The sequence below is a fragment of the Acidovorax sp. Root267 genome (assembly GCF_001429215.1).
GTDB classification, from domain to species: domain Bacteria; phylum Pseudomonadota; class Gammaproteobacteria; order Burkholderiales; family Burkholderiaceae_C; genus Acidovorax; species Acidovorax radicis.
In genome coordinates, this window is record NZ_LMJC01000030.1 from 34,191 (window position 1) to 48,462 (window position 14,272).

Genomic DNA, 14,272 nt, shown 5'->3' on the forward strand with positions numbered 1-14,272 from the left:
GGTCCCGATGGCAGAAAAGCAAAAGGCTGCCGGGACAGCAGCCTTTGCAAGGGCGGTATTGTACTCAGTGGGTCTGCGCCAGCGCCAGCGTTGGCGCTGTGCTCAGTGCAGTCTCAGCGTGTTCGATGGCGCACCCAGGCGGAAGGCTCCGACCACGTCGGCCAGGCGTGCCGCCTGGTCCTTGAGGCTCTCGGCAGCGGCCGTGGACTCCTCCACCAGCGCAGCGTTCTGCTGCGTCATCTGGTCCAACTGCGCCACCGCCACGTTCACCTGGCCAATGCCCAGGCTTTGCTCCGAGGCGGCCGCGCTGATTTCGCCAATGATGTCGGTCACGCGGCGCACGGAGCTGACGATCTCCCCCATGGTGGTCCCGGCGTTCTGCACCAGCGCAGCGCCCGATTCGACCTTTTCCACCGACACACCGATCAGCGTCTTGATCTCCTTAGCGGCGTTGGCCGATCGTTGGGCCAGCGAGCGCACCTCGTTGGCCACCACGGCAAAACCACGCCCCTGCTCCCCCGCTCGGGCGGCTTCCACCGCAGCATTGAGCGCCAGGATATTGGTCTGGAAGGCGATGCCGTCGATGGTGCCGATGATGTCGGCGATCTTCTTGCTGCTGGAGTTGATCTCGTCCATGGTGGTCACCACCTGGGCCACCACCTCGCCACCGCGCTGCGCCACCTGCGCGGCCGACACCGCCAGCTGGTTGGCCTGCACGGCGGAATCCGCGCTCTGGCGCACGGTGCTGGTCAGTTCCTCCATCGAACTGGCGGTCTCCTGCAGGCTGCTGGCCGTCTGCTCGGTGCGCGCGCTCAGGTCCTGGTTGCCCATGGCGATTTGCGTGCTCGCCGTGGAAATGCTGTCCACCACACCCCGCACCTGCTGCAGCGAGCGGTGCAGCGCGCTGCGCATGACATCCAGCGCGCGCAACAGGTGACCTGTCTCGTCGTTGGCGTAGCTGGTCTGGGGCGCACCGGTCAGGTCCATGTCGGCAATGGCTTCGGCAATCGCCTCGGCCTGGCGCAGCGGGCGAGTGATGCTGGTGGTCAGCAGCCAAGCCAGCAGGGCGCCCAGCAGCAGCGAAACACCGGTGCAGATCTGCAGCAGCAAGGTGGTCTGGGCCCGCAGTTCTTCGCTGCGCTTGCCAGCTGCATCCAGCTCGACGCGCTGGCCATCCACCATTTGCTGCACACCGGCCAGGTAGCTGCGCGAAGTGGGTTCAAACCGCTCGGTAAAGACCTTGTTGGCACTCTCTGCATCGCCGGCCTGCTTGAGCTTGCTCACCTCTTCCCGGGCAGCAAGATAGTCCTTGCGCAGCTCACCCACCTTGGCGAACAACTGTTTCTTTTCCGCGCTGTCCATCTTGGACTCGATGAACTTCTGAAGTTCGTTGGTGTCGCGGATCGACGCTGCCGTGGCAGGGGCGAAATACGGAATCAGGCTGGCATCACTGCTCTTGGCAATGGCGGCTGCGCGCTGCACGCCGGACGTGGTGTGGCGCAGCCAGTCAGAGCCAGCGCGCTCGGTCTTGATGTTGTCGTCGACCATGGCACTGATCTCTTTGCCCAATTGGCCCAACTTGACCACGGCCACCACGCTGCTCGCAAAGAACAGCGCCAGGATCAGGCCAAGCACGAGGGTCAGGCGCTTGCCAATGGAAAATCGACTGAGAAACATGGAACGACTCCGAAAACGGGTGAGGGCAGCCATCGCGCAGGGCGATGGTGCAAAAGACAAGGGGGCTGTGGCGAAGACTTGCCTCAGGGGCAACGGCCCTAGGCTATTCGAATGAATACTTATTATTTTAAGGGTTTACCCGAAACCTTGGACAACCCGGCAGCGACAGCAGCCCCAAGCCATCGCGCTCACCCATGAAGAGCAACACCCTCAACGTAGCCGGGCTAAGGGCTCACCGCGCCCGGCGCCCACCGCCAGCGCCGCAGCGCGGCCCGCTCAATAGTCGTGTTCCACACACCGCTCAAAGGTTTCTTTGAGCTTGTGTTCCCAGATCCGCTTGTCGGCATTGCCCGCAAAACTCGCCTCGAAGCTGTTGAACGCCAGTTGGTAGGCATGCTTCGCAGTGAGGCCCGTGGCGGCGAACACCTGGGTGAAGTTCTCGTTGAGGTAGCCGCCAAAGTAGGCGGGGTCGTCCGAGTTGACCGTGGCTGCCAGCCCTGCATCCAGCAGCTTGCCCAGATTGTGGTCCGCCAGATTGGGAAACACGCACAGCTTCTGGTTGGACAAGGGGCACACGGTGAGTGCGATGCGGTCCTGCGCCAGCCGCTGCATCAGGGCGGCGTCATGCACCGCCTGCACCCCGTGGTCAATACGCTCCACCTTGAGGACATCCAGCGCGCTCCAGATGTAGGCAGGAGGGCCCTCCTCGCCCGCATGCGCCACCAGATGCAGGCCCAGCTCGCGGCAGCGCGCAAACACGCGGGCAAACTTTTCGGGCGGGTGGCCCAACTCACTCGAATCCAGCCCCACGCCAACGATCTTGTCGAGCAGCGGCTGTGCCTGCTCCAGGGTTTCGAAGGCAGACTCCTCACTGAGGTGGCGCAGGAAACACAGGATCAGCGTGGCACTGATGCCCAGTTCCCTGCGTGCATCTTCACAAGCCCGGTACAGGCCGTTGATGACCGTCTCCATGGCAACGCCGCGTGCGGTGTGGGTCTGCGGGTCGAAGAAAATTTCGGCGTGCAGCACGTTGTCGCGCGCCGCGCGCCCCAGGTAGGCGCGCGCCATGTCATAAAAGTCCTGCTCGTGCAGCAGCACGCTGGCACCGGCGTAGTAGATGTCCAGAAAACTCTGCAGGCTGGTGAACGCGTAGGCGCTGCGCAAGTCTTCCACGCTGGCATAGGGCAACACCAGCTCGTTGCGCTGTGCCAGGGCAAAGATCAGCTCGGGCTCCAGCGAGCCCTCGATATGGATGTGCAGCTCGGCCTTGGGCATGGCGCGCAGCAGACCGGGCAGGCGCTCGGCAGAAATGGGGGGCACTTTAAACATCAGCAGACTCCAAAGGTGATGCCGCTTTGGCGCAAAAAACGGCGGTAGGCAGATGATGCCTTGTCGGCAGCGGTATGCAACTCCGCCCGCAGGTCAAGCGGCAGGCACTGTGGCATCTGCGACTCCAGCACGGGTTGGTCCTGCGTGAAGATGGTGTGCTGAAAGGCCTGCAGCTTTTCGTCAGGCGAATCGAAATCTGCCACGGCCAGGCGAAACCACACGCGGCTGCGCACCGGCGTCACCGGACAGATGAACAGCGCAATGGACTCGCGCCAGCCATCCACCGCCGTGGTGCCCGCCTCGGGCACCTTGGTCAGCACAGCCGCATAGGGCGCCGTGACTTCGTAGGTGTACTCCACCTGCGCCGGGGCGGTCGAATGCAGATTGGACTGGGGCTGCCAAGCCTTGCAGCCGGTGGCCAGCAGGCCCGTGGGCGTTGGCTCCACGCGGTAGTCGTCGATGGCGGTGGCTTCACGGCTGCCCAGCCAGCCTTCGTGCACAAAGCCAAAGTGCGACATGTCCAGAAAGTTCTCGATGATGCGCGGTGCACTGGCCGCCACGTCGTAGGGTCCGCAGTTGAGCTTGCGCAGGCGCGCGTCGTCTTCGGCCGCAAATACGGGCAACGCCGTCCCCGCCCCATCCATGCACACCCATACCAGGCCATAGGCCTCACGGGCCACAAAAGCCCGAGCGCAATGCGCAGGCGGAGGCACAAACGTGGGCAATGCGGGCACCTGGGTGCATCGCCCCCCCGCCGCAAACTGCCAGCCGTGGTACGGGCACTCCAACCGGCCGTCCGGCGTCACGCGGCCCAGCGACAGCCGGGCACCCCGGTGCGGGCACTGGTCGGCAAATGCCTGCACCACGCCCGCAGCATCGCGCCACACCACCACCGGTTGCTCCAGCAACTGCACGGCGACGGGTGTCTGCGCCACATCGCCCACCAAAGCCACCGGATGCCACAGGCTCGGTTCGAGCATCTTCCGGCTCCTCGAAAAAGAAAGCACACCCATGAAAAAAGGGCCACCCGCAGGCGGCCCTCTCCGTGTCCAACCAGGCCGCAGGCCGGTTGGTTGATTTACTTCTTGTCGCCGCCAGGGATCTTGCCTTCCACGCCCTTGACGTAGAAGTTCACGCCCCCCAGGAACTTGTCATCGGCCACTGCGTCCTTTTCCAGCACGGGCTTGCCGTCCTGGCCCACGATGGGGCCCTTCCAGATCTGGAACGAGCCATCGGCCAGGCCCTTCTTGATGGACTCGACCTTGGCCTTGGTGTCGGCAGGCACGTCTTCGGCGATGGAGACGATGTCAATCGCACCTTCCTTCACACCCCACCAGCTTTGGCCCGTGGCCCACTTGCCTTCCAGTGCGTCCTTGGTAGCCTTGACGTAGTAGGGGCCCCAATTGATGATGGCCGATGCCAGGTGGGCCTTGGGGCCGTAGGCAGTCATGTCCGAATCCCAGCCGAAGGCGCGTTTGCCCTTCTCTTGCGCCGTCTTCAGCACGGCAGGGGAGTCGGTGTTCTGGAACAGCACGTCGGCGCCGCCGTTGATCAGCGAGGTGGCCGCTTCGGTTTCCTTCGGTGGGCTGAACCATTCGTTCACCCACACCACCTTGGTCTTGATCTTGGGGTTGACCGACTGCGCACCCAGCGTGAAGCTGTTGATGTTGCGGATCACTTCAGGGATTGGCACCGAGCCGACCACGCCCAGCGTGTTGGACTTGGTCATGGCGCCGGCGATCACACCGGCCATGTAGGCGCCTTCGTAGGTGCGGCTGTCATAGGTGCGCATGTTTTCGGCGGTCTTGTAGCCGGTGGCATGCTCGAACTTCACACCCTTGTTGTCTTCCGCGACCTTGAGCATCGACTCCATGTAGCCGAAGGTGGTGCCGAAGATCAGCTTGTTGCCCTGGCCCGCCAGATCGCGCAGCACGCGCTCGGCGTCGGCCGATTCGGGCACGCTTTCGACGAAGCTCGTGACGACCTTGTCGCCAAATTCCTTCTCGATGGCCTTGCGACCGTTGTCGTGGGCGAACGACCAGCCACCGTCACCCACGGGGCCGACATAGGCAAAAGCGATCTTCAGTGGCTCGGGCTTGGGCGCCGGGGCTTCCACCACGGGGGCCGGTGCAGGCGCAGGGGCGGGTGCCGGTTCTTCCTTCTTGCCACAGCCCACGAGGGCGGCTGCGGCCACGGCGGACAGCGCTGCCACCTTGAGCATGGAGCGTTTCTGCAGATCAGTCATGTCGGTTTCCTTATTGAAGAGGTAAGACTTGCAAAGGTTGCGGGACGAAAACATTAATTATGGGGCGATCTACCGCTGGGTAACCAGCATTTGTGGCAGCGGCCTTCCATTTCAGCTGCCCGGATAAAACGGCTTGCCCAGCGAGGCAGGCATGTTGATGCGGATCCACGCCGGATTGCGCGAGATCAGCGCCAGCACCACGATGGTGGCCACATACGGCAGCATGCTCAGCAACTGGCTGGCCACCTGCACGCCCGTGGCCTGCAAGTGGAACTGCAGCATGGTCACGCCGCCAAACAGGTAGGCACCAAGCAACACCCGTGCCGGGCGCCAGGTGGCAAAGGTGGTGAGCGCCAGCGCAATCCAGCCGCGCCCGGCCACCATGCCCTCGACCCACAGCGGGGTGTAGACGGTGGAGATGTACGCACCCGCCAGCCCGCACAAGGCACCGCCCACCACCACGGCCGCCAGCCGGATGCGCCGCACCGGGTATCCCAGCGCATGGGCGGACTCAGGCGACTCGCCCACCGAGCGCAGCACGAGACCGGCGCGCGAGCGGTACAGGAACCAGATCAGCCCCGCCACCAGCAGCATGGTGATGTACACCAGAGGATGCTGCTGGAACAGCGCGGGGCCGAGCAGCGGCACATCGCCCAGCACGGGGATCGCGTACTTGGGCAGCTCCGGCAGCTTGGCCTGCACATAGCTGATGCCTGCAAACGCCGAGAAGCCCACCCCGAACAGGCTGAGCGCCAGCCCCGTGGCGTACTGGTTGGTGTTGAGCCAGATCACGAGCACGCCAAAGATGGCGGCAAGAATCGCCCCGGCTGCCATGCCCGCCGCAAACCCGAGCCAGGTGTTGCCGGTGTGCACCACGGTGGCGAAACCCGCAATGGCCGCGCAAAGCATCATGCCCTCGGCACCGAGGTTGACGATGCCTGCCTTCTCATTGATCAGGAGGCCCAGGGCTGCAATGGCCAACACGGTGCCTGCGCTGAGCGTGGCGCCAATGAGCAGTGCATAAGACTCCATCAGACACCTCCTTTCTTGCTGCCGACCCAGCGCACGCGGTAGGCAATCAATGTGTCGCACGCCAGCAGCGTGAACAGCAGCAGCCCCTGGAACACGCCCGTGAGCGACTTGGGCAACCCCATGCGCGACTGCGCCAGCTCGCCACCGATGTAGAACATGCTCATGAGGATGGCCGAAAGAATCATGCCCACCGGGTGCAACCGCCCCACAAAGGCGACGATGATGGCTGCAAAGCCGTAGCCTGCCGGCACGTAGGGCGTGAGCTGGCCAATCGGCCCTGCCACCTCCAGTGCGCCTGCCAGGCCTGCCGCGCCACCGGATATCAACAGTGCCGTCCACAACGCCTTGCGCGACGAGAAACCGGCATACCGCGCCGCCGCCGGGGCCAGGCCGCCCACCTGCTGGGCAAAGCCCGCACGGGTGCGAAACAGAAACACCCACAGCGCCGCCGCGCCAGCCAGCGCCAGCAAAAGGCCGATGGACACCCGCGAGCCCTGCATCAGGCGCGGGATCTGCGTCACTTTTTCGAAGGTCTTGGTCTGCGGAAAGTTGTAGCCCATGGGGTCTTTCCACGGGCCGTAGACCAGGTAGCCCAGCACCAGTGTGGCCACATAGACCAGCATCAGGCTCACCAGGATTTCATTGGCGTTGAACTTGTCGCGCAGCAGCGCCGTGAGCCCTGCCCAGACCATGCCGCCCAGCACGCCGGCGAGCAGGATGGCGGGCACGATCCAGGGGCCGGTGGTCTTGTCGGCCAACAGGGCCATGCCCCCCGCCGTGACCGCGCCGATCACAAACTGACCCTCTGCGCCGATGTTCCACACATTGGAGCGAAAACAGACCGCCAGCCCCAGTGCAATGAGTAGCAGCGGCGTGGCCTTGACCATGAGTTCACCGATGGCATACGGCGTCCTGACCGGCTCCCAAAAGAACACCTGCAGCCCGCGCACCGGGTCCTTGCCCAGCGCCACGAACAAGGCCACACCAATCAGCACGGTGACCGCCAGCGCCAGCAGCGGSGAGCCATAGGTCCACCAGCCAGAAGCCTGGGGACGGGGTTCCAGCTTAAGCATGCTGCGCCTCCCCGGCCTGCGCCTGTTGTTGATGCTGCTGGGCCAGGTGGGCCTGCACATCGGCATGCCACAGGCCGCTCATCCATTCGCCTATGCGTTCCACCGTGGCGTCCGCGCGTGCCACCTGCGGCGACAGGCGCCCCTTGGCCACCACATGCAGCCGGTCGCAGATTTCAAACAATTCGTCCAGCTCCTCACTGACCACCAGCACCGCGCAGCCCGCATCGCGCAATGCCAGGATCGATCCGCGAATCTGCGCGGCAGCGCCCACGTCCACGCCCCAGGTGGGTTGCGAGACGATGAGCAGTTTCGGGTTGGCGTCGATCTCGCGCCCCACGATGAACTTTTGCAGGTTGCCCCCCGACAGCGACTTGGCCGCTGCATGGGGGCCACCGGCCTTGACGTTGAAGCGCTGGATGATGTCCTCTGCATGCTTTTGCAGCGCGCCCACCTTGATCCAGCCACTGCCGCTGACCGAATTGGTGCGCGTGAGCAGCAGGTTGTGCGCCAGGCCCATGGTGGGCACGGCACCGCGCCCCAGGCGCTCTTCGGGCACAAAATGCAAGCCCAGCGCCCGGCGCTGGTTGGGAGCCATGCGGCCTGCGTTCTGGCCCGAGACCTGGATGCTGGTCGGCTCGGCCCGCTGATCTTCGCCCGACAGGGCATAGAGCAATTCTTTCTGGCCATTGCCCGAGACACCGGCAATGCCCACTACTTCGCCCGCCTTCACCTCGAACTGCAGGTCGATCAAGTCCACCCCAAACTGGTCTGCGCGCGGCAGCGACAGGCCCTGCACGCGCAGCACCGTGGCGCCAGTCTGTACGGCACGGTGCTCCAGCGCGGGCGGCTCGGCGCCGATCATCAGGCGCGACAAGGACGCATTCGATTCTTCCGCCGGGTTGCACACACCCGTCACCTTGCCACCACGCAGCACGGTGCAGGCGGTGCACAGCGCACGGATCTCGTGCAGCTTGTGGCTGATGTAAAGGATGCTGCAGCCCTCACTGGCCAGCTTTCGCAGCACCACGAAGAGCTTTTCGACTGCCTGCGGCGTGAGCACCGACGTGGGTTCGTCCAGGATCAGCACCTTGGGGTTGGTGAGCAGCGCGCGGATGATTTCCACACGCTGCATTTCGCCCACGCTCAGCGTGTGCACGGGGCGCAACGGGTCAATGTCGAGGCCGTATTCAGCCGCCTTGGCGGTGATGCGCTGCGTGACCTCGGCCAGCGTCAGGCTCTTGTCCAGGCCCAGCCAGACGTTCTCGGCCACGGTGAGCGTGTCGAACAAACTGAAGTGCTGGAACACCATGGCAATGCCCAGCGCCCGCGCCTCCTGCGGGTTGCGCACCTGCACGGCCTGGCCGTTGAAGAACACGCTGCCTTCGTCGGGCTTGACCGAGCCGTAGATGATCTTCATCAGCGTGGACTTGCCCGCGCCGTTCTCGCCCAGCACGGCGTGGATCTCGCCGGGCAGCACCGTGAGCGACACACCGCTGTTGGCCACCACGGCCGGGTAGCGCTTGGTAATGCCCGTCAGCTGCAACCGGGGTGGTGGCGCCCCCGGAGCGGGAGAAGTAGGAGGTGAACTCATGCGGGGATTGTCTCTCAGTTTTACAACTTGTTATAAGAATGAAAACACCTTCTTGCGCTTGTTCAGCATGCGCCAGCAGCTATTCTTTTCGTAGCGAAGCAGCCACATTCTTCACACAGTCACGCAGCCAGGCCGCCGCCGCCGAGTGGTGCGTGCGCGCATGCCAGAGCTGGTAGTACATGAGCCGGGGAAACGGCACCGGGCACGGCAGGATGGCCAGCGGCAATTGGTCTACATAACGTTCGCAATATTGGCGGCCCGTGGTCAGCACAAGCAAGCTCGATGCCACGATGCTGGGGATCAGGCTGAAATGCGCGCAGCGCGCCGTGATGTGGCGCTGCATGCCCAGGCTGTCCAGGTGCGCGTCGATCACGCCGCGTGCGCCGGGATGGGTGGGGGTGGGGGCAATGTGCTCGACCGCCAGCCAGCTTTCCACGTCCCAGCCACGCCGCACGGCGGGGTGGTCCTTGCCGACCAGGCACACCACCTCGTCGCCAAACAGGCGGCCCATGTGCAGGTCGTCCGGCGGCTGGGGCCAGTTGCCGATCACCACATCCACCTCGCCCTGCGCCAGGTGCGCGTGGTAGTGCGTGTCGGCCGACAGGGGCAGGATTTCGATGGGGCACAAAGGGGCCTCGACCTTGAGGCGTGCGACCAGCTGGGGCAGGAAGAGCGGGTCCAGATAGTCGCTGGCGGCCACGCGGAAGGTGCGGGTAGAGGTACGGGGGTCGAACCCGCGCGCATCCGAGAACAGCGCCTCGGCCGATCGCAGGATGGCACCGGCGGGCTCCACCATGCGCAGCGCGGCATCGGTGGGCATCATGCTGGCGCCCGAACGCACCAAGAGCGGGTCGCCCGACAGGTCGCGCAGCCGTTTGAGCGCAGCCGACACCGCCGGCTGGTGCATGCCCAGGCGGACGGCGGCCCTCGATACGCTGCGTTCAGTGAGCACGGTGTGCAAGACCCTTATGAGATGGAGGTCTATCTTGTCGAAAAGGGCGTGGTCTCTCATAGCAGTGCGTGCATTGATGTCATAAGCTTGTACTTATGCTGGCGGCCATTGGGCGCCCTACCCTCTGATGAACACGACTTGCGCAAAACAGGGCTCAGGCAAGCCGCATCGCTCCAAGGCAATGCAGCCGTTGCATCCCGATGTGCGTAAGTCCTCATGAATTGATAGCAATCGAAGAAGCGGCCTCCGTCATGACCACCCAAACCTTGCAATTCCTGCGCCGCGGCCAGCCCGTGGCGCTGGGCAATGTACCACCCGACCGCACGCTGCTGGAGGTGCTGCGCGAAGACCTGGGCCACACCGGCACCAAGGAAGGCTGCGGCGAAGGCGACTGCGGCGCCTGCACCGTGGTGCTGGGCGAGGCGCGGGACGGCAAGGTGCACTACAGCGCGGTGAACAGCTGCATCCGGCTGGCACATTCGGTCCACGGCATGGCGCTGTGGACGGTGGAGGACCTGGCGGAAGACCCGTTGATCCAGCCGGTGGGCGATGCAGCCCCCGCTGCTAGGCAATCCATCACCTTGCATCCCGCTCAGGAAGCGATGGTCCAGTGCCATGGCTCCCAATGCGGCTTCTGCACCCCCGGTTTCGTCATGAGCCTCTTTGGCATGTACCAGAAGCATGTCTGCCACGGCCAACCCATCACCCGCGAACTGGCGCAGGAAGAACTCTCCGGCAACCTGTGCCGCTGCACTGGCTACCGCCCCATCCTGGACGCCGCGCAGCACATGGCCGCCTTGCCCGCGATGGTGGTGAATGAACCTCTTTTGCTACAAAAATTGGAGCTACTCGCGCTTCACCATCCAGCGCCAGAGGCCAATTCTTCTTATATTTCACCCACCACACTGCCTGATCTGCTGGCCGCGCGGGCGACACACCCTGCGGCGCAGGTGGTGGCAGGCTGCACCGACGTGGGCCTGTGGGTGACCAAGCAACACAAGCAGTACGAACGCATCCTGGACGTGACCCGCGTGGCCGAGCTGCGACAGGTTCAGCAGGACGCGCACCACATCACCCTCGGCGCCGCCGTCACCCTGACCGACGCCTTCGCGGCGCTGACGGCGCAGTGGCCGCAGCTGCACACCTTTGCCACGCGCTTTGCGGGCCTGCCCGTGCGCAACTCGGGCACGCTGGGGGGCAATGTGGCCAACGGCTCGCCCATTGGCGACTCGATGCCGCTCTTGATCGCCCTGCGCGCCCAGGTGGTGCTGGCCAGCGTGCGCGGCGAACGCGCCATGGCGCTGGAAGACCTGTACACCGGCTACCGGCAAAACGTGATGGCGCCCGACGAGCTGCTGGCGCGCATCGTGGTGCCCAGGCCGGGTGTCACGGAAGTGCTTCGGGCTTACAAGATTTCCAAGCGCTTCGACGACGATATTTCTGCCGTCTGCCTTGTCATCAACCTCGATATCGAAGCCGACGTGGTGCGCCGCGCCAGTATCGGCGCGGGTGGCGTGGCCGCCACCCCGGCCCGCGCCCGCCAGACCGAAGCCGCGCTGACCGGCCAGCCGTGGAACGCCGACACCATTGCCCGCGCCGCGCAAGCGCTGCAGGGCGAGTTCAACCCCATCTCGGACATGCGTGCCAGCGGTGCCTACCGCCGCACGGTGCTGGCCAGCCTGTTGCAGCGCTTCTGGCTGGAGAGCCAGGGCGAAGAGGCGGTGAGCGTGGAGAACTTCCGCCTGGAGGAAGCCGTATGAACCAGCGCGAAACCCTGCCCGGCGGCCTGCCCGTGAGCCGCGATGCCGTGGACAGCCCCGTGGCTGCTGCCGCCGATGCCCACGCTGCCGAACCCCTGGCAGCCCCGCAGCCCAGCGCGCCTGCCAGCACCCGCGCCATGGGCCAGTCGCACGTCCACGAAAGCGCCCGCGCCCAGGTAGCCGGTGCGGCCCACTACATCGACGACCTGCCGGAGGTGAAGGGCACGTTGTACGCCGCGCCCATCCTCTCCACCGTGGCCCACGGCACCTTGAACGGCGTCGACGCCAGTGCCGCCCTGGCCCTGCCCGGCGTGCGCGGCGTGGTGCTGGCGGCAGACGTGCCTGGCGACAAGCTGCTGGCCGCCTTTGCGCACGACGAGCCCGTGTTTGCGCACGACACCGTGCAGCACATCGGACAGGTGATCGGCCTGGTGGTGGCCGATTCGGTGATGCAGGCGCGCCGCGCCGTGCGCGCCGTGCAGCTCGACATCACCCCACTGCCCGCCGTGCTCTCGGTGCACGACGCGCTGAAGGCCAAGAGCTACGTGCTGCCCCCCGTGTTCGTGCGCCGGGGCGACGCCGCCACGGGCCTTGCCCAATCGGCGCACCGCCTGCAGGGCGCGTTCGAGGTGGGCGGGCAAGAACACTTCTATCTGGAAGGCCAGATCGCCTACGCGCTGCCGCTGGAGCAAAAGCAGTGGTGGATCTATTCCAGCACCCAGCACCCCGGCGAAGTGCAGCACTGGGTGGCGCACGCCTTGGGGCTGGACAACCACGCCGTGCGTGTGGAATGCCGGCGCATGGGCGGCGGCTTTGGCGGCAAGGAGACCCAGGCCGGCCACCTGGCCGTGTGGGCCGCCGTGGCTGCGAACAAGTTCGGCCGCGCCGTCAAGCTGCGGCTGGACCGCGATGAAGACTTCATGGTCACCGGCAAACGCCATCCCTTCGCGTACGAGTACGACGTGGGTTTTGACGACACCGGCCGCATCACGGGCCTCAAGCTCCAGATGGCGGCCAACTGCGGCTTCAGCGCGGATCTGTCGGGCCCCGTGGCCGACCGCGCCGTGTTCCACAGCGACAACGCCTACTACCTCAGCGATGTGGAAATCGCCTCGTACCGCTGCAAGACCAACACGCAGAGCCACACCGCGTTCCGGGGCTTTGGCGGGCCACAGGGCGTGATCGTGATCGAGGCCATCCTGGGCGACATCGCCCGCGCGCTGGGCCGCGATGCGCAGGACGTGCGTTTGGCCAACCTGTACGGCAAGGATGCATCCGACGGCCGCAATGTGACGCACTACCAGATGACGGTGGAGGACAACATCCTGCATGCGCTGATGCCCCAGCTGGAACGCGACGCCGACTACCGCCAGCGCCAGGCCCGAATCGCCGCGTGGAACGCGCAGCAGCCCGTGCTCAAACGCGGGCTGGCCATCACGCCCGTCAAGTTCGGCATCAGCTTCACCGCCACGCTGTTCAACCAGGCTGGCGCGCTGGTGCATGTGTACACCGACGGCAGCGTGCAGGTGAACCACGGCGGCACCGAAATGGGCCAGGGCCTGCACACCAAGGTGGCGCAGATCGTGGCCGACGAGCTGGGCGTTCCGCTCTCCCGCGTGCTCGTCACCGCCAGCGACACCAGCAAGGTGCCCAACGCCAGCGCCACCGCAGCATCGAGCGGCACCGACCTGAACGGCCGTGCCGCGCAGTTCGCCGCGCGCCATGTGCGCGACAACCTGGCGGCCTATGTCTGCGGGCTCGATGGCTGCGGCGCGGGTGCGATCCAGTTCGCGGGCGGACAGGTGATCTCGCCCAAAAAAGTGCGGCAGTTCGACGATGTGGTGAAAGAGGCCTACGCCAACCGCATCCAGCTGTGGAGCGACGGTTTCTACCGCACGCCCAAGATCCACTACGACAAGGCCACGCTCACGGGCCGGCCGTTTTACTACTTTGCCTATGGTGCGGCGTGTTCCGAGGTGGTCATCGACACGCTCACCGGCGAAAGCCGCGTGACCCGCGTGGACATCCTGCACGACGTGGGCCACAGCATCAACCCGGCCATCGACATCGGTCAGATCGAAGGCGGTTTTATCCAAGGCATGGGCTGGCTGACCACCGAGCAGCTGGTGTGGAACGACAAGGGCACCCTGACAACGCACGCACCGAGCACCTACAAGATCCCGGCGACGGGGGACATCCCCCAACACTTCAAGGTGGAACTGTGGCCCGAGGCCAACCGGGAGGACAACGTGGGCGGCAGCAAGGCGGTGGGCGAACCACCGTTCATGTTGGCGATCAGCGTGTATGAGGCCCTGCGCAATGCCGTGGCGGCGGGGCGCTTGGGTGCGAATGCGGCGGCGCCGGTGGTGTTGACGGCGCCGGCGACTGCGGAGAATGTGCTGAAGGCCTTGGGCCGTTTGGAAAATTGAGACTTTTCAGGCCCTGTCGCCTATTGGGAAAGCGCCATTAGCTATATTTTTTGCAGCAATCACAGTCCCTGGCTGAAGTGACGGAGCCTGGGATTTGCCCCCAGCGCCCGCCATCCCGACAGGCACGCCATTCACTACAAAAACAATAGCTACCAACGCATATCCAACAAGCGCTAGCGGCAAA

At 65.1% G+C, this 14,272-nt stretch carries 10 protein-coding genes; 2 read left to right on the forward strand and 8 right to left on the reverse strand.

What is annotated here, in order from left to right; all coding sequences use genetic code 11:
• Window positions 1-102 precede the first annotated feature (102 nt).
• From ASE39_RS18835 to ASE39_RS18870, 8 genes are all read right to left on the reverse strand, one after another.
• Window positions 103-1,677 (reverse strand): methyl-accepting chemotaxis protein, encoded by a 1,575-nt coding sequence (locus ASE39_RS18835; RefSeq protein ID WP_057272155.1) that lies wholly within the window; start codon window positions 1,675-1,677, stop codon window positions 103-105.
• Between the two features lie 276 nt (window positions 1,678-1,953).
• Window positions 1,954-3,006: an adenosine deaminase gene (locus ASE39_RS18840; RefSeq protein ID WP_057272156.1), complete on the reverse strand. Its 1,053-nt coding sequence runs from the start codon at window positions 3,004-3,006 to the stop codon at window positions 1,954-1,956.
• Window positions 3,006-3,986, reverse strand: coding sequence for an aromatic ring-hydroxylating dioxygenase subunit alpha (locus ASE39_RS18845; protein WP_057272157.1), 981 nt, complete (start codon window positions 3,984-3,986; stop codon window positions 3,006-3,008). The genes ASE39_RS18840 and ASE39_RS18845 overlap by 1 nt, the downstream gene beginning before the upstream one ends.
• A gap of 98 nt (window positions 3,987-4,084) precedes the next feature.
• Window positions 4,085-5,251, reverse strand: a complete 1,167-nt coding sequence (locus ASE39_RS18850; RefSeq protein WP_010461648.1) for a BMP family ABC transporter substrate-binding protein — start codon at window positions 5,249-5,251, stop codon at window positions 4,085-4,087.
• A 111-nt stretch (window positions 5,252-5,362) separates the two neighbouring features.
• Window positions 5,363-6,283, reverse strand: coding sequence for an ABC transporter permease (locus ASE39_RS18855; RefSeq protein WP_057228637.1), 921 nt, complete (start codon window positions 6,281-6,283; stop codon window positions 5,363-5,365).
• Window positions 6,283-7,356 (reverse strand): ABC transporter permease, encoded by a 1,074-nt coding sequence (locus ASE39_RS18860; RefSeq protein WP_010461650.1) that lies wholly within the window; start codon window positions 7,354-7,356, stop codon window positions 6,283-6,285. The genes ASE39_RS18855 and ASE39_RS18860 overlap by 1 nt, the downstream gene beginning before the upstream one ends.
• Window positions 7,349-8,947 (reverse strand): ABC transporter ATP-binding protein, encoded by a 1,599-nt coding sequence (locus ASE39_RS18865; protein ID WP_057272158.1) that lies wholly within the window; start codon window positions 8,945-8,947, stop codon window positions 7,349-7,351. The genes ASE39_RS18860 and ASE39_RS18865 overlap by 8 nt, the downstream gene beginning before the upstream one ends.
• A 79-nt stretch (window positions 8,948-9,026) precedes the next feature.
• Complete coding sequence (locus ASE39_RS18870; RefSeq protein WP_082615507.1) at window positions 9,027-9,959, reverse strand: LysR family transcriptional regulator; 933 nt, start codon at window positions 9,957-9,959, stop codon at window positions 9,027-9,029.
• A gap of 191 nt (window positions 9,960-10,150) precedes the next feature.
• On the opposite strand from ASE39_RS18870, the gene xdhA reads away from it, so the two are divergent.
• Together xdhA and xdhB are read left to right on the forward strand one after the other, a co-directional pair.
• A complete protein-coding gene (xdhA, locus tag ASE39_RS18875) occupies window positions 10,151-11,659 on the forward strand; it encodes a xanthine dehydrogenase small subunit (RefSeq protein WP_057272159.1) in 1,509 nt (502 codons plus the stop codon).
• Window positions 11,656-14,088, forward strand: a complete 2,433-nt coding sequence (xdhB, locus tag ASE39_RS18880) for a xanthine dehydrogenase molybdopterin binding subunit (RefSeq protein ID WP_057272160.1) — start codon at window positions 11,656-11,658, stop codon at window positions 14,086-14,088. The genes xdhA and xdhB overlap by 4 nt, the downstream gene beginning before the upstream one ends.
• The last annotated feature ends 184 nt before the right edge of the window (window positions 14,089-14,272 follow it).